The organism is Acinetobacter sp. 1125_18A, from assembly GCF_052824985.1.
Map to the genome: position 1 here is coordinate 1 of NZ_VTDG01000019.1, position 24,613 is coordinate 24,613.

Here is a 24,613-nt window from a genome sequence, read left to right on the forward strand (position 1 = left end):
GCGGTATTTGGATATCTGGAAGAACGAAGTATAAAATGGATTATTAAAAAGCTCTATTCTTTATAATAGAGCTTAATTTGATAGGTAAAAACGTTATTTAAGTTGTCTTCGGGCATGTTTTAATGCAGTTCTTAAGCCTTCTTCCAAGGTTGGATGATAAAAAGGTTTTGCTAATATCTCATCAATTGTTAGCTGTTCTGCAATGATCCAAGAGAGTAAGTGGGTCATATGTTCAGCAGATTCAATAAAAAGTTCAGCCCCTAAGAGTTTTCTGTTTTGCTGATCTACATAAACTTCAACAGCACCTTTATTTTTACCTAAAACCAATGCACGACCTTGTTTTTCATAAGACGCAAAACCTATAACAAATGCTGTGTCTGATTTTGACAGCGTGGCAAAGTTTTGCCCAGCAATCCCCATTTCTGGACTACAGAACACAATACCTAAGGGGGATAAGTTATTTAAATGCTGAATATTGGGAAAATTTAAACAACTTGAAATGACATTTCTTCCTTCATTTGCAGCCTCATGTTGTAAAGGTGTTTGAGTAAAAGCATCACCAATAATAAATATTGGGAAATCAGCCAATTGTTTAGTGGTGTGATGAACCGGTAATTGTTTTAAATCTGAGAATGCCTGATCAATGTTTTCGAGGGACAAAGTTGATAAGTTTGTAGCACGACCAGTCGCATTTAAAATATAGTCAACCTGTATGGATTTAGATTCATTATTTTCGATAAATGATATTTCAACCCCATTTTCAAGATTTTGAATTGAATCAGGTAAAACTTCAAATTTAATATTAAGCTCTTTGGATAATTCTGCTTGAGCGATTTCTTGTAAATTAGGGCTACTAAGCACTCCTACTTTTTTGCTTCTTGCAAAAACAGTCGTATTCACGCCTAAGCGATGCATTGCTTGAGCTAATTCAATTGCAATCACACCACTACCGATCACGGCAATTGACTTAGGCAAAGTCTCAAGTTCAAATACTTCATCCGAAGTGATCAATTTATTGCTTATTTTATTTTTCCAATCCTGGTTATAGGTCGGTGTTGAGCCTACAGCAAGAATAAATGATTTAGATTGATAATGTTTTCCATCGACTTCAACCGTATTTGCATTTACAAATTTAGCTTCGCCATCAAGTTTATGTGCAGCCTCCCAACTTTCTACATCTTTAAGCATCGCCCGAGCAAAGCGATCACGTAAATCTCTGACATGTTGCATAACTTGAAGTGTATCAATCTCTGCTTTTACCTCTAAAGCGACTTCATTGGCATTTTGAATGTCATACATTCGATTTGCAGTTGAAATGAGAACTTTACTTGGCATACAGCCAACACGGACACAGGTTGTATCCCATGGACCTTTATTGATAATCAGTAAGTTAGAGGTATATTTGATTGCTTCTTTATATGCGCTAATACCCGCTGTTCCTGCGCCGATGATGATGATGTCGTACATGATATAAACCTGATTTTAAATAATAGTAATTACATTAAAAAACATTTTGAAATAGCATATTTACACATATAAATATCTATGGTTACATAGCACTCAAAATAATCTACAACAATTTTGGGGATTCTTACGTTGAGTAAAATTATGGACACTAGAAAATTTACTGGAAAGCTAAGTGCTATTGCAATTTCGATTTTGTTAGCGAGCTGCGGAGGGGGCGGTAGTGATGGTTATTTCAATAATGGAAATAATCAGGGCAATAATGGCAATAATGGAACTGGTACTGAGACACCCCAAGTTTCTGCTGAAGTTTTATCGGTTGGGCAAAGTAAAGCAAGTTTAAATGCTGGAACCGATGATAGCTTAACACTAACAATTAGAACACTTGATAAAAATGGCGGCATTATTCCAAAAGCTAATGTCAAAATTGAAATAGTTGATGCAGTAAATTCTGGAGCAAGTTTAGGCACAACAGCAAATATGGTAAGTGATGATAAGGGTATTGCTACTACAAGTGTAGCCTTGTCAGCAAGTTCAAATTTAAACTTCAAAATGAACCGTACAATCACACTTATCATCACTTCTGGAAAAGTTAAGCAAGAGCTTACAATACCTGTAAATGGTACTGTTGTTGCAATATCTTCTGATGTTAATTTACTTGAAGAGGGGCAAACGGGAACAGTTACTGTATCTGCTGTTGATGCTGCAGGAAAAGCATTAGTAGGAGCAAAAGCTTCACTTGTAAACTCCTCTGGTGAAGAGGTGTTTTCTGCGGTCTCTACAGATAATACGGGTAATGCAGTTTTTAAAATTCCATATGCTACTGTTAAAAACTCACCTAATCAAAAGTTGGAATTAATTGGTAAAATTGCTGTAGAAGGAAACAATCAAGCAGTTTCAAATTTATTATCTTCTGGTGGTATTACTTTAATCGCGAATGTAGCAAATAATGTAATTCAAATAGTTTCAGATAGTAATCCTGTTGGGGTGGGTGTTAATAAAAATATTACGGTTAAAGTTTCAGCACCTACTCAGGCTGAGCTAGTTGGTAAGATCGTTAATTTTGAAACGACAAATGGTGCTGTGACTTCAACGGCTACGATTACTAATATTCGTCAAGAAAATGGGCAATGGGTTGGTAATGCGACAACTGTTTTAAATGGAGCTATTGCTGCAATCGCAACTATTTCCGCACAATTTGGAAATAATGTAATTTATATTTCTCAGCAAGTGAGTGCTGGTGTTCCTAAAACAATTTCAATTCAATCTGAAGTAAGTGTTTTAGCGCCTGGAGCTAATACGAAAGTTATTGCACTGGTGAAGGATCAAAATGGTACGCCTATCCCAAATGTAAAAGTTAACTTTAAAACGTTAAAAGATACATCACTTAGTGGAAAAATTTCTCAACCTTCAGCTGTGACGGATTCTGCTGGTCGTGCAACAGTAATTTATACGGCAGGATCGGCTCAAACATTAGGTGGTGGTGTTGAGATACAAGCATTTACTGATACAGCTACTGCTCCAGCACCTGTTTATTCTGAGAATTTATTGTTAACTGTTTCTATGCAATCAGCATTTATTACAGTTGCTCATAATCAGCAAATTTTAAAAATTGCTGGCGATGAGACAAATTATTACAAAGAGTTTTCTGCGACAGTTGTTGATACCGCTGGAAATCCAATTCCAAATCAAAAAATTAGCATTTCTTTAGATTTAGAGAGTTTCTATAAAGGTGAGTTCAAGTGGGTACGTGACTATACTTATGGTCAAGATGGCACTGGAATTTGGGATTGGTATAGTTATCTAGATTGGTCGCGTGATTATACTATTTATGAAAACAAGGTTCCTAGACGTGTAGTGACTTATGTTCAGTGCCCAAGTACAGAATTCCCAAATCCTATTTCTATTCTAGCTGCTGATGGCTCTATATTGAATACAAAAGGTAGTTTTGTAACTGATTCACAAGGTAAATTTGCATTTAAAGTTCGATATAATCGTAATTATTCAAATTGGTTGCGAGTTAATTTAACGGCTTCCACAGTTGTGTCAACAAAAGATAATAAAACTGCATTGTCATTTATGCCAGCAGTTGCAGAAGATGATGTTGATAATGTGAACGGTAAATGGCGACCAGACCGTATTAGCCCATATGGAACAGATATTTCTACTTGTTCGAATTACAAATAATTTTACCAATAAAAAACAGCGCTTCGGCGCTGTTTTTTATTTAACAGATGTTCCCATACTTACCCCAACCGTAGGTCTTACATTCATTGAACTACATGCAGATAGAAGTAGACATGAGATCAATATAAGGCCAATAACTTTCATAGAAATATCCAAATTTTAAGTTGTTGTTATTCTAATCCTAATGATAAGACGGCGTGTGTAGTAAAATTATTGTCTTTCATTGATTGAGTTAAAAATTTTTATTCAATTTCATTGTTGGTATTGGATTTTATAATTGGAGGTGTTTAAAAGCCTAAAATTTTAAGCTTTTAAACAGGAGTATACAAATAAGTGATTCGGTGATGTTATGGCGTTGTAAATTGCAAAACACGATTGCCATATTGATCGACTAACTTTAACGTTTTGTCATACACTTGATAACCTTTCACCTTATTGAGTGCTTCAGTATAGTCAGCCGCGAGTTTCATAGTGTCTTGACAATACATACGAGTTGAGCCGAGTTGCCCTAAGGTCAAGTGTTGCCCTTTGATCGCATAGGCACCCATAATGCGATTACAGCCATCTGCGCCACTTACCCGTAAATCTGAACCAAATTGAATACTTGGTACGTTGTGAGCATTTGACGTTGCTTTATATTCTGTTGCACCAATATGCGTGAGTGTCCAATTTTTGTTTTGCAACGAACTTAGATTTTGGCTTTGTTGGTCGGCACTTGGTGTAGATGCACATCCAGAAAACAAGAGCGTTGCTGTGATGAATGTGGTTGCGATTATGGATTTAAACATGCGTATTCTCCTAATTTTATCATTATATAAACAAAATTGAGTTAAACCATAAAGACGAGCTGACTAAAGCTATACATTATTGAGCGTGGCCTTCAGGTAAACCAAAACGAATCACTTTAGAAAAGTTATCGCTATTTTGATATTTAAACTGAGCATATTCAGCCGTTCTTGGATTGATATGTGTTTTTTTATACCATTCTTTGATTGACCATTGATGATTTAATGCACCCAAATCATAAAGATAATTGGGTAAATAACCTGAAGCCAATAAACGATAATCTGTTGGTAATTTTTCAGGGGAAATCGCCTGAACCATATCAAAAACCAAAGTTGTACAGTTACTGGTTAGGGTGTTGTACCATTTTGGATGTTCTGCTAAAGCGGAAGATTTCAAAAGATATTCTTCAAATAATGCTTTGGTCTCTGCTTTTGGTAATTGAATCGGGAAAAAATAAACCTGTTCACCTCGAATATTACTTCGAGTATAAACAATATCTTTTTCATCTGCAGCGATTAGGCTTAGCTCGAACTGTCTAAAAAAACCACCAATTGCAGAAAAGTTTTCATTTTTTTCTTTCCGAATTTCAATGGAAAAAACGAGTGGACGTTGATTTAAAAAATCAAAGCTGACCAAGGTATGGGCAATCTGTGGTCCCATCCAATAAGAGGTGATGATATTGACGCCTGTAATCTCATCTAAGTTGTAGCTTCTGGTTTCCCAGCGTTCGTCATATTGATCAGGGGAGTGCCAATTAAAGTTGCGGACATTATGAATCGTGACAAGATTACCTTGCTGCTCATAAGTAAAAATTCTGGAAACTTCTGGACTCCATTGACGATTTTGCTGTGCAGGAATATTAAAGTACCAGATTAAGCTGACAATAAAGGCGATGATATAGATCAGACTGTCAGTTTTTCGGCTAAATATATTTTTAGTAAAATAGATTCCAAGAATACTCAGTGCAAAAATAATCCAAATAGGGATGATGATATAGCTGAAAACTTTTCCTAAGGGGTGTTGAATCCAAATCGCGAAACAAAACCACAGGCTGCTCAATACCACAAATAAGCTAAACAAGGAATGGATTATTCCCATTCCAAGTGTATGCAGTATTGATCTTGTTTTTAAACTATCCATAAGCCACTATTTTTGTTCATAAAGTTCAGTGCTATTTTCGGTATGTTGCAAACTCAAAAGCAATAGCTGTTTTGTCATCAACATGTGACTCACTCGCAACTTTTTTAAATTCCGCTGGAATTTCTGGATAATACGCATCACCTTGTACATCGAGCTCAATGTGGGTGAGCTCTAAACGATCGGCAATGTGCATAGTTTGTTTAAAAATTTCACCACCACCAATGATAAAGATACTGGCAGGTTTTTCTGATGCCAATACATCAGGAATGGCTTGCTCCAAAGCAGCATCTATACTATGGGCCGTTTTAACACCAGCAAAGTTCCAGTCTTGATCACGGGTAATCACCCAATTAACACGTTTAGGTAATGCACGTCCCATCGATTCAAGCGTTTTACGTCCCATCACGACAACACCACCTTGGGTGATTTCTTTGAAGTGTTTAAGATCTGCTGAAATATGCCATGGAAGATCATTCGCTTTACCAATGCAGCGTTGTTGATCCATTGCAACGACATGCACAATTTCAAAGTTTTTAAATGTCATAATGAATTCGCTTATTATCCATTGGAAAATTTTCCCTCCTATTGCAAGGAGGGAATAAGGAAAGACTGAATTAAAATATTTAAACAGCTACAGGTGCTTTAATTGCAGGATGTGACTCATAACCTGTAATTTCAATATCTTCAAATTTAAAGTCAAAAATATCCTTAATTTCAGGATTTAACTTGAGTTGACACAATGGTAAGGGGTCACGTGTTAACTGAAGTTTTGCTTGTTCAAAATGGTTAACATATAAATGTGTATCACCGCCAGTCCAGACAAAATCACCTACGCCTAAACCACAAACTTGAGCAACCATATGAGTCAGTAGAGCATAGCTGGCAATATTAAATGGCACCCCTAAGAAAACATCTGCACTACGTTGATAAAGTTGGCAAGACAACTTTCCATCCTGCACAAAAAATTGGAATAAAGTGTGGCATGGCGGTAAGGCAACTTTACCTGCTTCATTTGGATTCCAGCCAGACACAATCAAACGACGTGAGTTTGGATTGGTCTTGATTTCATTGACCAACCAACTGATTTGGTCAAAACCATCATTTTCAAACAAACCATTGTCTTTTTGCGTTGCGCCAAAGTTACGCCATTGATGACCATAGACTGGGCCCAATTCACCCTCAGGACGTCCAAAACGGGCAGTTTGTTCAGCGGTAGACCATTCATCCCAGATCGAAACTTTATTGTCTTTTAAATATTGAACGTTGGTGTCGCCTTTTAGGAACCACAGCAGTTCAATCACAATGGAGCGGAAATGAACTTTTTTAGTGGTCAGTAGCGGAAACCCTTTTGACAAGTCAAAACGCATTTGATGACCAAATACAGAACGAGTACCTGTACCAGTACGATCACCTTTGTCACCGCCATCGTCTAGGATATGTTGTAGAAGGTCTAAATACGCTTTCATATAGTTTCCAATTTGGGGAGTTTATACGACACAAATGACAGATTATGTCGCATGATTACCCATTCGTAATGTTTCTGAATAGCTTCAGAGTTTATACTAATCTCACTTTCTTTTTAAGCTAGATTATTTTCTGTTTTGCATCCATCTAACATCTAAAACTAAGAGTATTTGAAAATGAGTATAAATTTGAATGAGCTCCCAGCATGTTTACAGCCTTATAAAACGCAAATTATTGCGACAAAAAAAGACAGTATAGAAATAACATTACTGCCTGCTGAAGATTTACAGATTTGGCAAAGCAACGTGGGTGGAAATCCTTATTTACCTGTAGGAAAGCAATATCCGCAGAGCGCGGAGGGGGATGACTTACAATTATTGGCGCAGATCAATTTTGCAGAATTGCCAGAAAATCAACATTATCCAAAGTCTGGAATTTTACAGTTTTTTATCAATCCGCATGATGATTTATATGGTCTCAATTTTGATGATCAAAAAAAGCAAGATGGTTTTCGCGTGGTTTTTTATGACAAGATTGAGCAAGATCTTGCACTTTTACAAAGCGATTTTCCAAGTTTTGATGATGACGATATTTATAGTCCTATCGCAGGGCAATCTGCAATTCAGTTTGAGAAGGCTGAAAGCTATATTGATATGAACAATTTTGATTTTGCCCAAAAAGTCACAGACCCTTATGAAAGAGACGATGAAGAAGAGTTTTGTGATGAATACAGTGAAGTTTTTTCAGCAAGCGGACATCGTTTAGGCGGATATCCATTTTTTACTCAATCTGATCCACGTGAATACAATGAATCTATTCAAGATTATATTTTGCTGCTGCAGATTGATACAGGTGAAGCTGAAGGTATTGAGATCATGTGGGGCGACTCAGGTGTAGGGAACTTCTTTATTCATCCTGATGATCTTGAAAAAAGAGATTTCTCTAAAGTGGTGTATAACTGGGATTGTTATTAAGCACCGACAGCATAATTTCTAAAAAGCTGATGTTGATAACGTCAGCTTTTTATTAAAAAAATCTTTCTTTAGCATACGATTTTGCTGCATTTATAAAACAAAAGTGTGACTGAATTGACAGTTTAATGTGTTGATTAAATTAAGAAAATATATTAATGATACGGCCGAGTAAACTTTTATTGATTAAATTTTAAACAAACAAACCTAAATGATGAATTGTGTAATGTCAGCAGTTTCAGTAGCTTGAGGCGTTACAAATGAGATTTATTAACACTTACATATTTTTTTACATGTTTTAAGTCTACATTTTAAGAATTGCTGATTACTATTCATGGCTTGTGAAAAGTTGTTATTGGTTTAAACAAGGTGGTTTGAATCAATTCAAAAGGGCAGTTTGAGGACAATGCATGATTTACGACCACAATGTTAATATGAATGAATACGTGAATCCCACGGTTCATATTCAGATTCGATCGGAAAATCAAAATAATAATTTTCGACCAGATGAATACTTAAAAAATAAAGCATTTGAAACTTTTAAAAATCAAACTGAAGCATTTAAGAAAGAAAGCTTAATCGATATTAGTAAATTTACTGAAAAACTTGTCAGTATGTCACGTAGTACTACTGCACATCGTTGTGCAAGATATGTGCGTATAGCGCTTGAATCAGCTGGTGCACGTTTTTCTGATCATCCTGTTGCGGCTTCAGATTGGGGTTCGACTTTAACTGAGATTGGTTATAAGCAAATCCGTCCTGACTTTGATAATCCTCAAGAAGGTGATATTTATATCATCAACAGTACCAGTCGCCATCGTTATGGCCATATTGCCGGATTTACAGGTTCTCAATGGGTTTCTGATTTTAGACAACGTAGTTACGATGTGTATAAAGACCCAAATGTAACCTATGAATATTATCGTTTAGCTGCTTAGTTATACAGTCAAAATCATTTAATCCATTACGGATTAAAAGATAAAAAAGGAAGCTTTTGGAATGAAAGGCTTCCTTTTTTATTACTATGCTTTTTTACTACACCACTTTTAGTCAAAACGTTTTGCGCGATTTTGATAAATTGACATGATAAATAGACCCAATGCAGCAAAGCCAACCGCTTGAATCGAGGTCAATATTTTATGTTGTGCGGGTAAAAAAGCCATTAAAAGCATAAGTGCAAGCAATGGGTAGATTGAAAATAAAATTTTAAAACCTTGAGCATAGACATTATGTTGAGCAATTTTTAGCCCCAGCATTCTTAATAAATGCGTAGAGATTCCAATTGCTAAACATATCACGGTAAACGTTGGACTTAACTTCTCAATCGTGGCGCAATAATAAATTATCACACAGGTTAAGATTGAGATGATCACTTTCATTTCACGGCTACAGCGCGCTGAATACCAAAAATCTAACATTATTTAGACGCTTGTTCAGATGAGTTTTTATTGAGTAGGGAGAGTGGTGAAAAAATACAAACCGCTAGGGCCATAAAGCCAATACCTTGAGCGCCTGGGATTAAAATTTCACCATTGTTCATGTTTTTAAAAACCAATGCCAAAACTAAAGCCAGTGGAATCCAGGTCAATAAACGATAAAGAAATCCTGTTGGGCGTTGGGCTGCAAAATGAACCTTACAGTAACGACAAATCAGAAAAATAATACCTGTACCTGCAAAAAGTAAAATATTATCAAGGGTTAAAGGCTGGTACCAATATAGTCCAATACTGACTAGTGCCAATAAAATAAGAAAAATGAGCTTCTTTGCAACCGCGACTTTAGGATCAAACCAAAATTCAAGCATAGTGATTTCGTTTAAATTGGATAATGATAATTTAGCATAAAAAAGGTGAAGCTTAGCTTCACCTTTTTAAACTTAGCCCATAAGGCTTAAGTATTTTTTTGTGGACCCCAGTCAAAAATTTTCTTTTGGTAAGCGTACCAAATCAACCACAATCCAATCAGAATCATTGGGAATGAAAGGATTTGACCTTTGGTCATCCAGCCAAACAGGATATAACCTTGATCAGCATCAGGTTCACGGAAGAATTCCATAAAGAATCGAGCACAGCCATAACCCATTAGAAAGATTGCAGATACGGCATAACGTGGGCGTGGTTTAGCACTATAGAACCATAGAATAAGGAACAGCAGCAGTCCTTCACACAGCGCTTGATAGAGCTGAGATGGATGACGAACCAAATGTAGTGGATCAGTCGGGAAGATCATACCTAGCGCAAAGTTAGGGTCAGAAACTTGACGACCATATAATTCACCACCGATGAAGTTACCAATTCGACCAAACATCAAGCCCGTCGGTACACAGGGCGCAATGAAGTCCAGGGTTTCAAACCAAGTTTTCTTATATTTATGACACCACAAAAGCATGGCGATCATTACACCAAGGAAGCCCCCATGGAAACTCATACCACCAGTCCAGACTTTAAATAGCCAGATAGGATCTGCTAAAAATTTGCCAAACTCGTAAAATAAAACATAGCCTACACGACCACCGAGCACAACTCCAAGTGCGCCAAAGAACACCAGATCTGAAACCATTTCAGAGTTCCAGTCAGCACGTTGTTTCGCGCGATAAGTAGCAAGTCCCCAAGCACATAAAAATGCCAAGAGATACATCAGTCCATACCAATGGACGTTGAGTGGACCCAGTGATATCGCAATTGGGTCAATATTCGGGTAGGTGAGCATTCCTAATCCTTGATTTTCTATTTTGCACAGATTTTAGCTGAAACATATTAAAAATGTTGTACATTCAATGTGTAAACTTCATGGAATGTATTTTATGTGTATTGTGGCATTGGCTTGGCAAGTTTTGGATGATTTACCTGTTTGTTTAATTTCAAATCGTGACGAATTCTACCATCGTCCAAGCACTCAATTACAGTCATGGTCCAACAGTCCGATTATTGCAGGGCAAGATTTGCAATCCGGCGGGACATGGATGGGGGTCACACCACAGGGACATTGGGCAGTGATTACCAATTATCGTGATGGTGCTGATAAACAAACTTATCCGACGACACGAGGCTATTTGATTCAAGCCTTTTTAGAGTCAGATCAAACACCGATTCGTTTTGCACAAGCACTGGAAAAGCAGCAAAGAGATTATGCGGGTTTTAACTTATTTGTGGGTGATCGACAGCAAGCTGTTTATATGAGTAATCGTGGTGAAGCCCCACAAGTATTATCCCAAGGTGTATTTGTCGTTTCAAACGGCTTGATGTCAGACGATTGGGAAAAAACTAAGCATTTACGTAAACGCTTTACCCAAGAATTTTTACCCATGCTGCAAGTTCCTGCTATCCCTGAACAAGATCTACAATTCGCTGTTTGGGATATTTTAGAAGATGAACGAAAAATTATTCCTGATTTACTGCCCAATACTGGAATTAATCCTGAGATGGAAGCGTTGTTGTCTTCAACATTTATTCAAAGTCCAATTTATGGGACACGCTGTTCCAACTTTTTAAGAATAAGCAGTACGCAGATTGATTGGATCGAAAAAACACAACAAGGTGAACATATGGGTGAGTTAGTCGAGATTAAGCGCGCTATTGAAAAATAAAAAGCCATAGCAACTTTCATCACTATGGCTTTAAAAGAATAAATTTAGTTGATTAGCCAGCAATTACACCGCCATCTTTACGAGTAATGACGACAGTTGCAGAGCGCGGGCGAGCGGTCTTATTGCTTGGATCTTTTTGTGAGGCAGGCCAGTTACTTGATGGCTTATCAAAGCTAGGTGAGTCTTCACCAGGATGCTGAACATTGATAAAAATGGCTTTGTAGTCGGGTGTCATGGTGACACCCGTGATTTCACATTGTTTTGGGCCTGTTAGGAAGCGACGCAGGTTTTCATCAGTGACTTGTTTACCCACGATCGTTTCTTGCCCAGCAGATGATATTGCTTTTGCGCCATCACCGACTTTACCAGGCAGTGCAGCAAGCATCATACAGTTGGTGGTATCTGTATAAGCACCATCATCCGTTTGAATCCAAAGTACACCACGTGGATCGAACCACATACCATCTGGCGAAGATAAATCATTGTTATCATTTAACCCAGATAAGTTGATGTTACTGGCCATTTTTGCTTCGGCACCAAAGAGGTAGATATCCCAAGTAAAGCTTTCAGCTGTGGTTTTATTATCTTTTTCATGGAAGCGGATAATGTGACCATTTACATTGCCTTTACCGCCTTCTGGGTCGCTATAGTTTCGTGGATTTGCGGCATCTAATGCATGTGCTGTACCACGGTTCGAGTTATTGGTTAAGGTGACATAGACTTCACCATTCTCAGGGTTCACCGCAACCCATTCTGGACGATCCATTTTGGTGGCTTTGACCGAATCACCGGCTAAACGTGCAAAAGTAGTGACATCGGCTTGAGATTTAAAAGGATAGACGGTATTGCTATCATTTAAACCGTTTTTACCGTATGCCAATTCAATCCATTTACCTGTACCATCATTATTGAATTGTGCAACATATAGCTTGCCACTGTTCATATATTTATCACCAGCGCGATAGCCACCATTGACATCTTTTGCATCCCACTTCGCATCAGATACAAATTTGTAGATATATTCGCCACGTGAGTCATCGCCCATATAGAAGGCCAGATTTTCCCCTTCGATTAAACGGCTTGAACGACAGTCTTCATGTGCAAAGCGACCTAAAGATGTACGTTTAACTGGGTTTGAACGACTATCGAATGGATCGATTTCAACAATCCAGCCAAAGGTATTTGCACCGTTGCGATAATCTTTGTCCGCGGAGTCAGCGACAATTGAAGAGTTCCAGCGGTCATATAAATCTTGGTTTTCGATTGCCCCAATCGCAGTTTCCCAGCCATAACGTGAGCTGGCACCATCTTTTAAACCATAGCGATTCAGTGCGATGATTTCAGCCGCACTACGTTTTGCATCGTCACCTTTATTACGCACAAAGTATCCAATAAAGTTTTCTTCTGTGGTGAGGTAAGTCCCCCAAGGCGTATAACCATTACCACAGTTATTATGTGTGCCACGTGTTTGCTTTGCTGAGCTTGAGTATTTGGTTTTCACCAAGTCTGAACCCGCAACTGTACCTGCAAAGTCCATGACCGTTGACGCTGTAATACGGCGATTAAATGGAGAGCTTTTAACAATCTCTACTTTTTGTGTGGTTGCATCTTTTTTTAATTCAATGACGGAAACACCGTGTGCATTGACTTCACGAATCACTTCATCTTCTGGACGACGACCATTTACTTTTGTTGCACCTTTAGGGTGTAAGAAGGTTTGATTAATGTATTCATGGTTCATGACCAATAAGCCACGGTTTGAGGCTTTCGCATCATATTTAGAGCTATTGGAATTTAAGCCGAAATAGCTCATACCATCATGACAGTCGCCTGAACGCGCTGTAAAGCTGACCCCTGAAGGAACATTGTTATCATCCCAGTCAGGGATCGTTTGCGTTAATGGGTCACCTAAAGCATAAAGCACATTTGCTTCATAACCAGCAGGAACAGTGACGATGTCATTGAGGTTTTTTGCAACAGGGTTAAAGGTGAATTTTTCTGGTTTTTTGACGATCGTTGTTGGGGTTGAGTTATTGTCATCGTCATCATTACAGCCGACTAGGCTCGATGCTAAAGCGAGAGCAGCTGCACCACTTGCTGTTTTTGTAATTAAACTACGACGAGAAATCCGTTGTTCTAAAATGTCACGGAAATGTGTGTTATTCGAAGTATTGTTATCTAACTCTTGATTTTCATGATATGGCGTGAGGTCTGTCATACGATTCCCTTTGGCTTTAAGTCTTGATTAAATGTGATTTTGATTCAGCTTAAAAACATACAGAACAAATGTGTAAGATCTCTTACTCTTATATTTAATATTGGTTAAATTTAATCTTATTTTAAGAAAGTAATAGGATTGTCATATTTGTATTTAGATAATTACTGTGCTGTTCAATTTCTATAAACATTGAGATATGACTGATTGAGCATGATATGTGCTTGGTGAATTGAATCAATAGGATTAACTTGTAGTTGTTTTAAAATAGAGATGTTTCATAAAGAGATTTTAATAATAGACTTCTTTTATAAACGCTTATTAAAAGCATAGATCGACATAAAATCCCCCTCATCCTAAGAGATGGAGCTCACTCAACATGATCATTTTTGACTTATGAAATAGATCTAATGTACTCGAATAAAAGGGCTGAAGATTAAGCGATAGACTTATTTTTTATAGTTGTTTCTAAAAAGAATTTAACACGCTTAAAAATAAAAATGACCTCAAAAGAAGTCATTTAAATATTAAAAAGCTTTTTATTTTTGATACTTAAGCATCTACAGTTTTACGTTTTTCAATTACTTTACCCAGCAATAAACCCAGCTCAAATAGCATCCACATTGGAATTGCGAGCATGATCATTGAAATTGCATCTGGTGGGGTAATAAACATAGATACGAAGAAACATCCCACCACGATAAAGCGGCGCTTTTCAGCCAATGTTTTAGTGGTGACGAAACCAACTAAAATTAACACTAAAGTAATGATCGGGATTTCAAAGGTTACGCCAAAGACCAAGAATAATTTTAGGCAGAAGCTTAAATAACTATTGATGTCCGTCATTGGCGCGACGGTTTCTGGTGAAACACTGATAAAGAAATGCAGGATGGATGGCAATGCAATAAAATAAGCAAAAGCGATCCCTGAATAAAACAGCACAATACTCCCAAACAACAACGGAAATGCTAGATTTTTTTCTTTTTCGTATAATGCAGGTTTAATAAAAGCCCAAAGTTGATAGATGATAAAGGGCATCGCCAACATAAGCGCAATAAAGAAGTTTAACTTAAACGGCGCCATGAATGTTGCTGTAACATCAGTTGCAATCATGGTTGAGGTTGCAGGTAATTGTTTTCTGAGTGGTTCTGATAATGCAATATAGGTCTTATTGGCAAATGGCAATAAACAAAAAAATATAGCGATGAGTGCGCCAACAATTTTAAATAAATGCTTACGTAATACCATCAGGTGTTGAGTAATCGGCATTGCATCTAAAGCCGGCGTCTCGGTAGACGAGGCATCATGTACTTGTGGTGCTAATGAGTCGCTCATACAGCCACCTTCAATTGCGGTACTTCTTTAACAAGAACAATTTGTGGTCGAGTTACAGTACAGTTTTGTTTATCTAACCAAGTCTTTGACATATAAATAGCGGGGACCGTAATATCAAGTTTATGATAAGTCGTGTGAATTTTTTTATTGTCTGTTATTGCGAGATGACTTTCTTGTTCTACAGCAATTTTTTGTTGTTGTAACTCTTGCATTTGAGCCTGCATTTTTTGTTCAAGTTCTTGAATTTTTTGCATCTCTTGTTGCATTTGTTCTCTAAATTCAGAAAGACGTAATTCACGGTCGATGTCATTTTGGACACTACTAATTGCACGTTTAAATTTGCTATACCATTTGGCAGCAAAACGCGCAGCTTCAGGAAGTTTATCTGGTCCCAATACCAAGAGAGCAATGATCCCAAACACTAACAGTTCTGAAAATCCAACATCTAACATGATCTACGCCTCACCGATTAGTGTTTTACTGTAGAGTTCACATCAGTATTGCTAGTTTGATGTTCTAGTGTACGCGTTTCAGTCAGTGAAGCAGTTGTTGCCTCTTCTTCTTTAATCGATTTCTTAAAATCTTTTACGGCACCACCAACATCTTTACCTAAGTTTTTTAGCTTTGATGTACCAAATAGTAGAATCACAACGATTGCAAAAATAAGTACATGCCAAATCGATAATCCAGCCATAGTTTTAACTCCTATTTATTAACAGCTATAACAACAGTTATCCATGACAAAAAAGTGACACTAATATTTCAATTTAAAGACAGACAATATTTATAAATTATTTTGATATGTTAAACGTCATCTATATTTGGAAAATGCTAGTATGTTCATGATTTGAGAATAAGGTGTAGTATTGTGGCTTTGTTATTTCCAGTTTTATCATTTATCTGTGGGCTGATACTGGCGAATAGCAAATTTTCAGTAAACTTAAAATCACTCATGTCTTTGCTGTTGGCTCGCTTATTTATCCCGATTGTGATTATTTACAATATGGTATTTTATAAATCGGGCAGTATTGCTTTAATTTTATTTGCTTTTTTCTCATGTTGTACGCTTTTCTTTATTTATCTCACGCTGTTTAAAGATCGTTTAGCTTCATTGTGTTTTAGCTATACCAATATGGCATGGCTCGGCTTTCCGATTGCCTTGGCTATATTTGGTCCAGACAATAGTATGGTGATGATACCGCTCTATATCGGGGTTTCAATTTTTGGAAACTCTTGGGCTGTGACTTCGGTAAGTTCAGCCCCGCAATCCAAACATTTGCTTATCAAAAAAGTACTGCAATCGCCACCTGTGATTGCCTTGATCATTGCAGGGCTTTTACATTGTTTTGATGTGCAACAGTTTCAGACAAATGATTGGATTAATTGGATTTATACTCTGGCTAAATGGAGTATGAGTTTTACCGGTATGTGTGTATTGGGGATGTGGTTAAGAAAAACCAAAGTCCATATCGAGGATTTACTGTCCAGTAGTAAGCTTGCAATATTAAAGTTAGTTTGTGGTGTTGTATTGTGCAGTCTGGCTTATTTCTTTTTGCCTGTTCCACAGATCCATCAATATATTGGGGTGATGTTTTTACTGTTTTGTTTACCGCCAGCTGCCAATATTGTCGCATTGGAAACCCACTATCAAGGTACTGGGGTTTCAGCAAAATATATTGCTTCGGGAACGATAGTCAGTTGTGTGGTATGCGTCCTATATGGTGTGTTGATTCATTTTTTATAGTTTTATCGGTTTATTTTGCTTCGTTTTAGATAAGCTTTAGCGATATTCATCATATTCCTCCTTTGCTCAAAGGCGAGGAGGAATCTAACAAAATCGTATGATTTTAAACAGCTGGTTTTAACTGCTTATTTCAAGCTTGCTTTAAACAATTGCATCGCCTGACCACGATGGCTAATTTTGTTCTTTTCTGCTTTACTCATTTCTGCGCTTGAAATATTTAGCTCAGGTAACCAGAACAGTGGGTCATAACCGAAGCCATTTTCACCTCGAGCTTGCTCTAGTACTTCACCTTGCCAGATCCCTTGGTAGATTTGTGGTAAAGGGTCATCTGCATGTTCAACCAATGCCAATACACATACGAACATTGCTTCAATCGCTTGATCGTCTTGGCGTAAAGGCTTAAGGTTTTCCAGCAATTTTGTATTATTGGCTGCATCATCGCCATGTTCACCTGCATAACGTGCAGAGTAAATTCCAGGTGCTCCACCTAATACGGGAACGCAAATCCCAGAATCATCTGCAATCGCAGGTTTACCTGAAATACGGCTCGCATGACGTGCTTTGATAATTGCATTTTCAATAAAGCTTAAGCCATCTTCAATCGCGTCTTCGATATTCAGTCGACCTTGAGGAATCACTTCAACGGGTAAAGCCAATTCAGCAAACAATTTTTCAAATTCAGCAATTTTGCCTTTGTTATTGCTTGCGAGTACCAGTGTTCCTTGTGATAACCAATCTTTTGATGACATGATGCAGACTCAAAATTTAAAATTGAGTTATTTTAACTTAATCTGTGTCATAAAATGCGGCTAAATTCTCTCGTCCTTTACGCTTTACTGGATATGTTTTGCTTTTGCGCTAATGCGTTTGTCTAACTGTTGTTTTAAATCGAGAACATCCTCATTTTTCATAAAACCTAGTCCAACATTGAGTTTCTGTTTGCTGTTATCTTTCATGATAAAAAGTAAATAGTATTGTCGATCAAGTAAGGTTTTTTTGAGCTCAACTTCATAGATCTCTGGTATTTTAATGTGTTTTTTAATTATCACTCGACCTTTAAAATCAATGCTTCTAATCATGTCTTGGGAGAGGGTCAAAATAGGACGTTGATTGCTAAACATCTGAATAGCTTTATTACTGAAAAAATAAGCAATGAGACCCAATGGCGTAACAAGAAATAGCGAAAAGAGACTTTTTAAGCCATTCTTCCATTCAAACATTTCCAAGATTAAAAGCACGGTCGCAGCCCAAAAGGGGCAGGCCAAAATTCCAGCAAAAATCGCCAAAGGAATCATTTGTTTGCGTGAAGCATAATATTTTTTCTTTTGCATATTTTTCCATACATAGAAGAACTCGATTTACTTCTCAAATGCACAAGTGGTGCCTTGATGGAAAATCATTTGCCATATACTGTGATCATTCATAACCCAAATTGAACTGCGTAAAGCCACATTGTATTGAGCTTGAGTTGCCACATTGATTTGATGGCTTTGATAGGTCAGTAAAACGCTATGATCAGATAACGACTGAACTTGAAAATCCTGTGCTTGAATGATGTCGGTATCTGTATCGTTTAAAAGTGCTTCAATCATTTGGGCTTTATGCACAACCCACCCTGATTTGGTAATTTCTTTAAAATCTGGATGTAACCGTTGATCAAGTATTTGAAAGTTTTGACGATCACGATGATGCAACCCGCATTCATATTGAATTAATTGTTTGAATAGGTCTTGCATTGTCAACAATCCCAGTTGAAATACTTAAATGGATAGCAGTAAAAAAAGCACCCGAAGGTGCTTTTATGATCGATGAAAATCAAATTATTGAGCTTGAATCCATTGATCTGCACGTTGTGTTGCAGTACGAATTTGGTCTTGAGTTAAGTTAGCAGCCAAAGCAGTTTTTTTGGTTTGCGACATGTTAATCACTTTATTGTCTAACATACCATCACGTGTAGAAAGCTCATACCACTGATAAGCGCCCATGTAGTTTTTCTTTTGCTCTTCCATCACCGCAAGATTAAAGCTTGCACGGTTATCGCCGTGGCTTGCTGCTTTTTCAAAGTATTGACGCGCAGATGTTTCGCTTTTAGAAACGCCTAAACCATCAGCATACATACGACCAACATTCAACTGAGCCGCAGAAATACCTTGGTCAGCCGCAGCTTTAAACCATGTAAATGCTTGTTTAAGGTCTTTAGATACACCGCCAGTACCAGCCTGGAAATGTGTTGCTAAATAAAATTGTGCAGCAGGTTGGCCAGCTTTGGCTGCTTTTTGCAAATCTGTCACATTCATATGTGCATATTGTGCTGCCATTGCTGATACAGATTGTTGTTGCTGCGGTACATAGTCCGCATGGGCTTGAATACTCACTAGCCCAAAAAATAACGTACTGCCTAATAATAATTTCTTCATAGAGCGCTCACTCGATAAATAGCGACTTCGCCGAACAAATTCGGTATGGCTTTACTTAAAAAGCTACCTTGTTGGTTCCCATTTACAGCGAGTCGATCAATAATTTGAATCTGATTTTCAGCACATAATGCTTCAAAATCACGAAAGGTGCATAAGTGGATATTAGGTGTATTGTACCACATATACGGTAAGGCATCAGAAACAGGCATCTTGCCTTTCAGTGCAAGGAAAGACCGTGTTTTCCAATACGCAAAGTTAGGAAACGTAATAATTGCTTGTTTCCCCACACGCACCATATCGCGCAGAAGCACATCAGGTGCATCTACAGCTTGCAAAGCTTGTGCCATAACCACATAGTCAAAAGACTGGTCGGCAAAGCGTCCCAAACCGAGGTTTAAGTCTTGTTGTATAATATTTAACCCTTTGCTGACGGCAATTGCAATCTTTTCTTGATCGATTTCTAGCCCGTAAGCATGAATTTGCTGTTTTTTGCTCATTTGTGACAATAATTCGCCATCACCACAACCTAAATCGAGCACACTTGCACCAGCATTGATCCATTTTTCTGCAAGCTGTTGGTCAATACGCATTACAAAGCCTCCTTAGGTGTTGAATTAAGGTGTTCAATACCACCTAAAAATGCACGTAAGGATTTGACGTACAAGGGGATAGGGAATAGGAATGAGTCATGACCCTGTTCAGCATCAATATCCAAATAACTCACAGGCTTTTGATTGGTAATCAAGGCGTTGACAATCTCTTGCGAACGTTCTGGGCTAAAACGCCAGTCTGTTGTAAATGACACCACTAAAAAGCGGCATTTGGTATTAGATAATGCTTTCGTCAGTGACTGTTCATATTCACGTGATGGATCGAAATAATCCAAGGCTTTGGTCATGATCAGATAAGTATTGGCATCAAAGTTACGACTGAATTGTTCGCCTTGATAACGCAGATAGCTTTCAACTTGGAACTCAACATCGAAACCATACATAAACTTGCCTGATTTTAAATCACGGCCAAATTTTTGTTTCATGGCTTCTTCAGAAAGGTAGGTAATATGACCCACCATACGTGCCAAAATTAAGCCACGTTTTGGATAACTATCGAGTTCTAAATAGCGACCATTGTGAAAATCTGGATCAGATAAAATAGACTGACGTGCCACTTCGTTAAATGCAATATTTTGTGCGGAAAGCTTTGGTGCGCTGGCGATGATGACACATTTTTGTAAACGGTCAGGATAGTCCACAGACCATTGTAAAGCCTGCATGCCACCTAAAGAACCACCAATGATTGAATACCAAACATCTATCCCTAAGCGGTCAGAGAGGAGGGCTTGAGTTTTAACCCAATCACGTACAGTCACTAATGGAAAGTCGGGACCGTATGGGCGATTTTCATTTTCAGGGTTAGGTGAAGTGGGTCCTGTTGAGCCACTACACCCCCCGATATTGTTGAGTGCGACCACAAAAAACTTCGAGGTATCAATGGCTTTACCTGGCCCAATACATGCATCCCACCAGCCGGTTTTTTTATCGTCTTCATGGTGATAGCCAGCCGCATGATGATGTCCTGAAAGTGCATGGCAAATCAAAATTCCATTTGATTTATCTGCATTGAGCTCACCATAGGTTTCCACCATGATTTCATAGCGTGGCAATACTCGACCACACTCAAGCTCTAACGGTTCTTCAAATTCAAACTTTTGTGGAGTAACGAGCCCCACTGAATCAGCTGGAAAAGACACTGGAAATGTTCACCTTAAAATTTTAGAAGGTCGATAAATTACGGATATTAGAGATATCTAAGTCATCTGTATGGCTAATAAATTAATGATATTCCATGGTTTTCACAATAGCTTTTATCATTAAAGTTCACTTCAGGATGAGTGATGATGTTTAGTAGAGTCACAATGAATGTTTTGACTTTGCTGAGGCGCAACGTATTCTTCTTTCGAAAAAATGAAAAGCTTAAGCTTTATAAGAGAGCGATCTTGTCAAACTTTGCTTCTCATCACCAAGCATGTTCACTACTCACCAACACCAGTCTGATCTCAAACAATCATGGATGAAATTTCCACGTCTCTTTTTATCTTTAAATTATTTTTAAAAGATATAAAGCTGTTTGAAGAGATTGCTTGATAACATCAATAAATAAAAGAAAGGATACCACTAGGGGGCATCCTTTCTAAAGTCTTTTAATTGATATCGCTTATACAGCAGCAGCGATCACTTGTTCAGTACTTAAAACACCTTGGTCAATTAAACGATTGGTTGCCGCAATGATTGCTTCAATTGAAGAGGTGACGATATTGTCATGCACACCAGCACCGAATGCAGATTTACCAGTACCTTGAACTTGAAGTTCGATCAATGCCAACGCTTTTGCATGTGCGCCTGAACTGATACTGCGTTCTTCGTAGTTTAAGACATCAATTGGTAATTGAAGCGCATTTAAAATCGCAGAAATTGGACCATTCCCTTCACCACGTAAGCGCTGAGTTTCACCATTGATGACCACATCAAGTTCAATTACTTGGCTACCATTTTCATCTGACAATCTATAGTTTTTCGCTGAATAATGTGCATCTTTTGCAGCAACATAGGTGTCTTTAAACAAGGTCCAAATTTGTTGAGCTGAGACTTCAACGCCTTCTTCATCTGCAACTTGCTGAACAATTTGTGAGAATTCAATCTGTAAGCGACGAGGTAAAACCACGTTATAGTTTGACTCTAATAAGTAGGCAATACCGCCTTTACCCGACTGTGAGTTGACACGGATCACTGCATCATAATCACGACCTAAGTCTTTAGGGTCGATTGGTAAATAAGGCATATCCCAAATTTCTTCGTCTTTTTGGAACTCAAAGCCTTTTTTAATTGCATCTTGGTGAGAACCAGAGAAAGCAGTAAAGACCAAATCACCGGCATATGGGTGGCGTGGGTGTACAGGCAAGCCAGTACATTCTTCTATTGTGGCAATAATCTCATTAATGTTTGAGAAATCTAACTCACATGCCACACCTTGTGTGTACATGTTTAATGCAATTGCAGCAACGTCCACGTTACCAGTACGTTCACCATTCCCAAATACACAACCTTCAACACGATCAGCACCAGCCATGATCGCTAACTCAGATGCTGCAATACCACAACCACGGTCATTGTGACAATGTACTGAAATAATCACACCATCACGACGTTGCAAATTACGATGCATCCATTCGATTTGGTCGGCATAGACATGCGGACCTGAAACCTCAACAGTTGCAGGTAAGTTTAAAATGACTTTATTGTCAGGCGATGCTTCCCAAATTTCAGTCACTGCATCACAGACATCTTTAGCAACCTCTAATTCTGTTGCTGTAAAACATTCTGGGCTGTACTGAAAAATAAATTCAGTTTCAGGCTGTTTCGCTGCATATTCTTTTACTTTGCTCGCTGCATTGATGGCCAATTGTTTTGCACCATTGACATCAACATTCAATACTTTTTTACGGAAAGTGGGTGAGTTCGAGTTATAGATATGCACAATGGCACGTTTCGCACCTTGTAAAGCCTCAAAAGTACGTGCAATTAAATGATCACGCGCTTGCACCAAGACTTCGATATAAACGTCATCTGGAATATGACCTTCTTCAATCAACTTACGGGTGAAATCAAAATCAATTTGTGATGCTGAAGGAAAGCCAATTTCAATATGTTTAAAGCCAATTTTGACCAACATTTCGAACATTTTGAATTTTTGTTCAATATTCATTGGCTCGAAAATCGCTTGGTTACCATCACGAAGGTCGGTACTCATCCAAATTGGCGCTTTATTGATTTCGTTATTTGGCCATTGACGGTCAGGCAAGTCTACACGTTGGTACATGCGACGATATTTTTTACTTGGATCAGCCAACATCATGAGGGAACTCCTTGTGTAGTTGTTGTTGCTCGTCTCTTGGGTAAAGGCAACTTACTACAAATATAGATTGTGTCTATCTGTTCAATTTACAAGTGTTTTTAAGATGAAAACACAGTAAATTTTCATAAACTTATACGTGGGTAGCACGAGATAAATCTAAACACTGATAACTTACAAATGGTTTAACTTGAGATTAATTCTAAAACAATTATCTTGGAAATAATTTCCTTAATTTGCATAAAAAATATCAGTTGAGAGAAAAATTTCCTTTGAATGACTTAATCTTGAAAAATATATTCTTGATTGATTTCTTTTACGGTAGCAGTTCCCATTAATGCCATGGTAATTTCAAATTCTTCCTTTAAAATTTTAATCACATGGGCGACACCTAAAGCACCAGCAACCGAGAGTCCGTAGATCGCAGGACGACCAATCAGCACCGCAGATGCGCCTAAAGCCAATGCTTTAAATATATCTGTACCACGGCGGATTCCACCATCCAAAAGTAAAGGAAAATCATGAGGAACAACGGCCTTAATTTTTGCTAAGGCGGTCAGTGGGGAAATACTGCTATTGAGTACTCGCCCACCATGATTAGAAACGATTAAGCCTTTTACTCCGATTTCGACTGCTTTTTTTGCATCGAGTGGATGTAGCACACCCTTTAAAATTACAGGCAAATGGCTATGGGCAATTATAAATTCGATATCTGCCCATTTGGGTGCAATTTGCATTAAACCGTTGAATACAGGATGTTGATGCTCAGAAATTTCGGGCAGGGGAATGTGGGTAGGTGTATGGGGGTGTTGCATGCCTTCTGGCAATTGAAAATTCACCCGACGTTCACGATCACGAATCCCTGTATGCGGTGAATCTACTGTAATCACAAGTGCTTTAAAATTTTGTTGTTCTGCGAGTCGAACTAAGGCCAATGATTTTTCACGATCACCTTGCCAATACAGTTGGAACCATTTCAGCGGGTTTTCTTGTTTTAAACTTCGCATATCGGTATTGGTGAAAGTGCTCAGTACAATATTACTTCCTAAAACTTCGGCTGCCAGTGCAGCCGCAGCTTCGCCCTCTGGGTGGAACAATTGTTGATGTCCAATCGGTGCAAGAAAAATTGGATGAGGAAATTTTTGCCCTAAAATTTCACATTCTGTCGAGCCTTGAGTTAAGTCATTGAGCAGTCTTGGAATCAGTTGAATATTTTTAAATTGTTGTAAGTTTTCTTGAACACTTTGCTCATCCATCGCCCCACCTTGCAAGTAGTGCCAAGTGTTTTCAGGCAGATGCTGTTCTGCTTGTTTCTCGTAATCCGCAATTGTCTGTAAATATGCTGGAATTTGAGTGAGTGGTGCTTGGATTTTTTTACTCATTTATTGATTGTCC

Annotated in this window: 25 protein-coding genes; 5 read left to right on the plus strand and 20 right to left on the minus strand. The window is 38.0% G+C overall.

Features of this window, described 5'->3' with window-relative positions; genetic code table 11:
• Nucleotides 1-93: 93 nt before the first annotated feature.
• Nucleotides 94-1,467, minus strand: a complete 1,374-nt coding sequence (locus FY049_RS20220; RefSeq protein ID WP_446084222.1) for a dihydrolipoyl dehydrogenase — start codon at nt 1,465-1,467, stop codon at nt 94-96.
• Nucleotides 1,468-1,608: 141 nt separating this feature from the next.
• Between FY049_RS20220 and FY049_RS20225 the strand changes: the two genes are divergently transcribed.
• Nucleotides 1,609-3,651, plus strand: coding sequence for an Ig-like domain-containing protein (locus FY049_RS20225; RefSeq protein WP_446084223.1), 2,043 nt, complete (start codon nt 1,609-1,611; stop codon nt 3,649-3,651).
• A 347-nt stretch (nt 3,652-3,998) separates the two neighbouring features.
• Here the strand turns inward: FY049_RS20225 and FY049_RS20230 are convergent, their stop codons facing one another.
• The 4 genes from FY049_RS20230 to thyA form a co-directional block, all read right to left on the minus strand.
• A complete protein-coding gene (locus tag FY049_RS20230; protein ID WP_004726478.1) occupies nt 3,999-4,439 on the minus strand; it encodes an META domain-containing protein in 441 nt (146 codons plus the stop codon).
• A 76-nt stretch (nt 4,440-4,515) separates the two neighbouring features.
• A complete protein-coding gene (locus FY049_RS20235) occupies nt 4,516-5,577 on the minus strand; it encodes an Lnb N-terminal periplasmic domain-containing protein (RefSeq protein ID WP_446084224.1) in 1,062 nt (353 codons plus the stop codon).
• 31 nt (nt 5,578-5,608) lie between these two features.
• Nucleotides 5,609-6,121 (minus strand): dihydrofolate reductase, encoded by a 513-nt coding sequence (locus FY049_RS20240; RefSeq protein ID WP_004726482.1) that lies wholly within the window; start codon nt 6,119-6,121, stop codon nt 5,609-5,611.
• A gap of 79 nt (nt 6,122-6,200) precedes the next feature.
• Entirely contained in the window at nt 6,201-7,043 is an 843-nt protein-coding gene (gene thyA / locus FY049_RS20245) for a thymidylate synthase (RefSeq protein ID WP_004726485.1), read from the minus strand.
• A gap of 174 nt (nt 7,044-7,217) precedes the next feature.
• Here thyA and FY049_RS20250 point away from each other — a divergent pair, with 174 nt between their 5' ends.
• Both FY049_RS20250 and FY049_RS20255 read left to right on the plus strand, forming a co-directional pair.
• The gene (locus tag FY049_RS20250) at nt 7,218-8,015 is read left to right on the plus strand and encodes a YwqG family protein (RefSeq protein WP_446084225.1); all 798 of its coding nucleotides are present in this window, start codon (nt 7,218-7,220) and stop codon (nt 8,013-8,015) included.
• 407 nt (nt 8,016-8,422) lie between these two features.
• The gene (locus FY049_RS20255; RefSeq protein WP_004726489.1) at nt 8,423-8,950 is read left to right on the plus strand and encodes a hypothetical protein; all 528 of its coding nucleotides are present in this window, start codon (nt 8,423-8,425) and stop codon (nt 8,948-8,950) included.
• Nucleotides 8,951-9,058: 108 nt separating this feature from the next.
• Here FY049_RS20255 and FY049_RS20260 read toward each other — a convergent pair whose 3' ends face one another.
• From FY049_RS20260 to lgt, 3 genes are all read right to left on the minus strand, one after another.
• Nucleotides 9,059-9,430 carry a hypothetical protein gene (locus FY049_RS20260; RefSeq protein WP_004726492.1) on the minus strand — a complete coding sequence of 124 codons (372 nt, stop codon included), beginning with the start codon at nt 9,428-9,430 and terminating at the stop codon, nt 9,059-9,061.
• Nucleotides 9,430-9,816: a hypothetical protein gene (locus FY049_RS20265; protein WP_004726494.1), complete on the minus strand. Its 387-nt coding sequence runs from the start codon at nt 9,814-9,816 to the stop codon at nt 9,430-9,432. The genes FY049_RS20260 and FY049_RS20265 overlap by 1 nt, the downstream gene beginning before the upstream one ends.
• Nucleotides 9,817-9,902: 86 nt before the next feature.
• Nucleotides 9,903-10,721 carry a prolipoprotein diacylglyceryl transferase gene (lgt, locus tag FY049_RS20270; protein ID WP_004726496.1) on the minus strand — a complete coding sequence of 273 codons (819 nt, stop codon included), beginning with the start codon at nt 10,719-10,721 and terminating at the stop codon, nt 9,903-9,905.
• A gap of 94 nt (nt 10,722-10,815) precedes the next feature.
• Between lgt and FY049_RS20275 the strand changes: the two genes are divergently transcribed.
• Nucleotides 10,816-11,598 carry an NRDE family protein gene (locus tag FY049_RS20275; RefSeq protein ID WP_446084226.1) on the plus strand — a complete coding sequence of 261 codons (783 nt, stop codon included), beginning with the start codon at nt 10,816-10,818 and terminating at the stop codon, nt 11,596-11,598.
• A 52-nt stretch (nt 11,599-11,650) separates the two neighbouring features.
• Here the strand turns inward: FY049_RS20275 and FY049_RS20280 are convergent, their stop codons facing one another.
• The 4 genes from FY049_RS20280 to tatA form a co-directional block, all read right to left on the minus strand.
• Nucleotides 11,651-13,816, minus strand: coding sequence for a PhoX family protein (locus tag FY049_RS20280; protein WP_446084227.1), 2,166 nt, complete (start codon nt 13,814-13,816; stop codon nt 11,651-11,653).
• A gap of 549 nt (nt 13,817-14,365) precedes the next feature.
• Entirely contained in the window at nt 14,366-15,148 is a 783-nt protein-coding gene (gene tatC, locus FY049_RS20285; RefSeq protein WP_004726501.1) for a twin-arginine translocase subunit TatC, read from the minus strand.
• A complete protein-coding gene (tatB, locus tag FY049_RS20290; RefSeq protein ID WP_004818879.1) occupies nt 15,145-15,600 on the minus strand; it encodes a Sec-independent protein translocase protein TatB in 456 nt (151 codons plus the stop codon). Before tatB ends, tatC begins: the two co-directional genes overlap by 4 nt.
• Nucleotides 15,601-15,617: 17 nt before the next feature.
• Nucleotides 15,618-15,842: a Sec-independent protein translocase subunit TatA gene (tatA, locus tag FY049_RS20295; protein ID WP_004726505.1), complete on the minus strand. Its 225-nt coding sequence runs from the start codon at nt 15,840-15,842 to the stop codon at nt 15,618-15,620.
• A 174-nt stretch (nt 15,843-16,016) separates the two neighbouring features.
• Between tatA and FY049_RS20300 the strand changes: the two genes are divergently transcribed.
• Nucleotides 16,017-16,892, plus strand: a complete 876-nt coding sequence (locus FY049_RS20300; RefSeq protein ID WP_446084228.1) for a permease — start codon at nt 16,017-16,019, stop codon at nt 16,890-16,892.
• Nucleotides 16,893-17,017: 125 nt separating this feature from the next.
• Here the strand turns inward: FY049_RS20300 and rdgB are convergent, their stop codons facing one another.
• From rdgB to FY049_RS20340, 8 genes are all read right to left on the minus strand, one after another.
• A complete protein-coding gene (gene rdgB / locus FY049_RS20305) occupies nt 17,018-17,641 on the minus strand; it encodes an RdgB/HAM1 family non-canonical purine NTP pyrophosphatase (RefSeq protein ID WP_004726509.1) in 624 nt (207 codons plus the stop codon).
• Between the two features lie 84 nt (nt 17,642-17,725).
• The gene (locus tag FY049_RS20310) at nt 17,726-18,223 is read right to left on the minus strand and encodes a hypothetical protein (RefSeq protein WP_353162636.1); all 498 of its coding nucleotides are present in this window, start codon (nt 18,221-18,223) and stop codon (nt 17,726-17,728) included.
• Nucleotides 18,224-18,250: 27 nt separating this feature from the next.
• Nucleotides 18,251-18,628, minus strand: coding sequence for a nuclear transport factor 2 family protein (locus FY049_RS20315; RefSeq protein ID WP_315077898.1), 378 nt, complete (start codon nt 18,626-18,628; stop codon nt 18,251-18,253).
• 84 nt (nt 18,629-18,712) lie between these two features.
• Complete coding sequence (locus FY049_RS20320; protein ID WP_004726515.1) at nt 18,713-19,309, minus strand: tetratricopeptide repeat protein; 597 nt, start codon at nt 19,307-19,309, stop codon at nt 18,713-18,715.
• Nucleotides 19,306-19,899, minus strand: a complete 594-nt coding sequence (gene metW / locus FY049_RS20325; protein WP_004726517.1) for a methionine biosynthesis protein MetW — start codon at nt 19,897-19,899, stop codon at nt 19,306-19,308. Before metW ends, FY049_RS20320 begins: the two co-directional genes overlap by 4 nt.
• A complete protein-coding gene (metX, locus tag FY049_RS20330; RefSeq protein ID WP_004726519.1) occupies nt 19,899-21,059 on the minus strand; it encodes a homoserine O-succinyltransferase MetX in 1,161 nt (386 codons plus the stop codon). Before metX ends, metW begins: the two co-directional genes overlap by 1 nt.
• Nucleotides 21,060-21,523: 464 nt before the next feature.
• Nucleotides 21,524-23,221: a 2-isopropylmalate synthase gene (gene leuA / locus FY049_RS20335; RefSeq protein WP_262780873.1), complete on the minus strand. Its 1,698-nt coding sequence runs from the start codon at nt 23,219-23,221 to the stop codon at nt 21,524-21,526.
• A 278-nt stretch (nt 23,222-23,499) separates the two neighbouring features.
• The gene (locus FY049_RS20340; RefSeq protein WP_004726523.1) at nt 23,500-24,600 is read right to left on the minus strand and encodes an alpha-hydroxy acid oxidase; all 1,101 of its coding nucleotides are present in this window, start codon (nt 24,598-24,600) and stop codon (nt 23,500-23,502) included.
• Between the last annotated feature and the right edge of the window lie 13 nt (nt 24,601-24,613).

Excerpts from the sequence above, each read along its gene's own strand:
- tatA (WP_004726505.1), bottom strand. The coding sequence starts at position 15,842 with ATGGCTGGATTATCGATTTGGCATGTACTTATTTTTGCAATCGTTGTG.
- FY049_RS20340 (WP_004726523.1), bottom strand. The coding sequence starts at position 24,600 with ATGAGTAAAAAAATCCAAGCACCACTCACTCAAATTCCAGCATATTTA.
- lgt (WP_004726496.1), bottom strand. The coding sequence starts at position 10,721 with ATGCTCACCTACCCGAATATTGACCCAATTGCGATATCACTGGGTCCA.
- FY049_RS20255 (WP_004726489.1), top strand. The coding sequence starts at position 8,423 with ATGATTTACGACCACAATGTTAATATGAATGAATACGTGAATCCCACG.
- FY049_RS20320 (WP_004726515.1), bottom strand. The coding sequence starts at position 19,309 with ATGAAGAAATTATTATTAGGCAGTACGTTATTTTTTGGGCTAGTGAGT.
- tatC (WP_004726501.1), bottom strand. The coding sequence starts at position 15,148 with ATGAGCGACTCATTAGCACCACAAGTACATGATGCCTCGTCTACCGAG.
- FY049_RS20310 (WP_353162636.1), bottom strand. The coding sequence starts at position 18,223 with ATGCAAAAGAAAAAATATTATGCTTCACGCAAACAAATGATTCCTTTG.
- FY049_RS20235 (WP_446084224.1), bottom strand. The coding sequence starts at position 5,577 with ATGGATAGTTTAAAAACAAGATCAATACTGCATACACTTGGAATGGGA.
- FY049_RS20265 (WP_004726494.1), bottom strand. The coding sequence starts at position 9,816 with ATGCTTGAATTTTGGTTTGATCCTAAAGTCGCGGTTGCAAAGAAGCTC.
- FY049_RS20240 (WP_004726482.1), bottom strand. The coding sequence starts at position 6,121 with ATGACATTTAAAAACTTTGAAATTGTGCATGTCGTTGCAATGGATCAA.
- FY049_RS20230 (WP_004726478.1), bottom strand. The coding sequence starts at position 4,439 with ATGTTTAAATCCATAATCGCAACCACATTCATCACAGCAACGCTCTTG.
- thyA (WP_004726485.1), bottom strand. The coding sequence starts at position 7,043 with ATGAAAGCGTATTTAGACCTTCTACAACATATCCTAGACGATGGCGGT.
- FY049_RS20220 (WP_446084222.1), bottom strand. The coding sequence starts at position 1,467 with ATGTACGACATCATCATCATCGGCGCAGGAACAGCGGGTATTAGCGCA.
- FY049_RS20225 (WP_446084223.1), top strand. The coding sequence starts at position 1,609 with ATGGACACTAGAAAATTTACTGGAAAGCTAAGTGCTATTGCAATTTCG.
- metW (WP_004726517.1), bottom strand. The coding sequence starts at position 19,899 with ATGCGTATTGACCAACAGCTTGCAGAAAAATGGATCAATGCTGGTGCA.
- rdgB (WP_004726509.1), bottom strand. The coding sequence starts at position 17,641 with ATGTCATCAAAAGATTGGTTATCACAAGGAACACTGGTACTCGCAAGC.
- FY049_RS20275 (WP_446084226.1), top strand. The coding sequence starts at position 10,816 with ATGTGTATTGTGGCATTGGCTTGGCAAGTTTTGGATGATTTACCTGTT.
- FY049_RS20315 (WP_315077898.1), bottom strand. The coding sequence starts at position 18,628 with ATGCAAGACCTATTCAAACAATTAATTCAATATGAATGCGGGTTGCAT.
- tatB (WP_004818879.1), bottom strand. The coding sequence starts at position 15,600 with ATGTTAGATGTTGGATTTTCAGAACTGTTAGTGTTTGGGATCATTGCT.
- leuA (WP_262780873.1), bottom strand. The coding sequence starts at position 23,221 with ATGATGTTGGCTGATCCAAGTAAAAAATATCGTCGCATGTACCAACGT.
- FY049_RS20280 (WP_446084227.1), bottom strand. The coding sequence starts at position 13,816 with ATGACAGACCTCACGCCATATCATGAAAATCAAGAGTTAGATAACAAT.
- FY049_RS20250 (WP_446084225.1), top strand. The coding sequence starts at position 7,218 with ATGAGTATAAATTTGAATGAGCTCCCAGCATGTTTACAGCCTTATAAA.
- FY049_RS20260 (WP_004726492.1), bottom strand. The coding sequence starts at position 9,430 with ATGTTAGATTTTTGGTATTCAGCGCGCTGTAGCCGTGAAATGAAAGTG.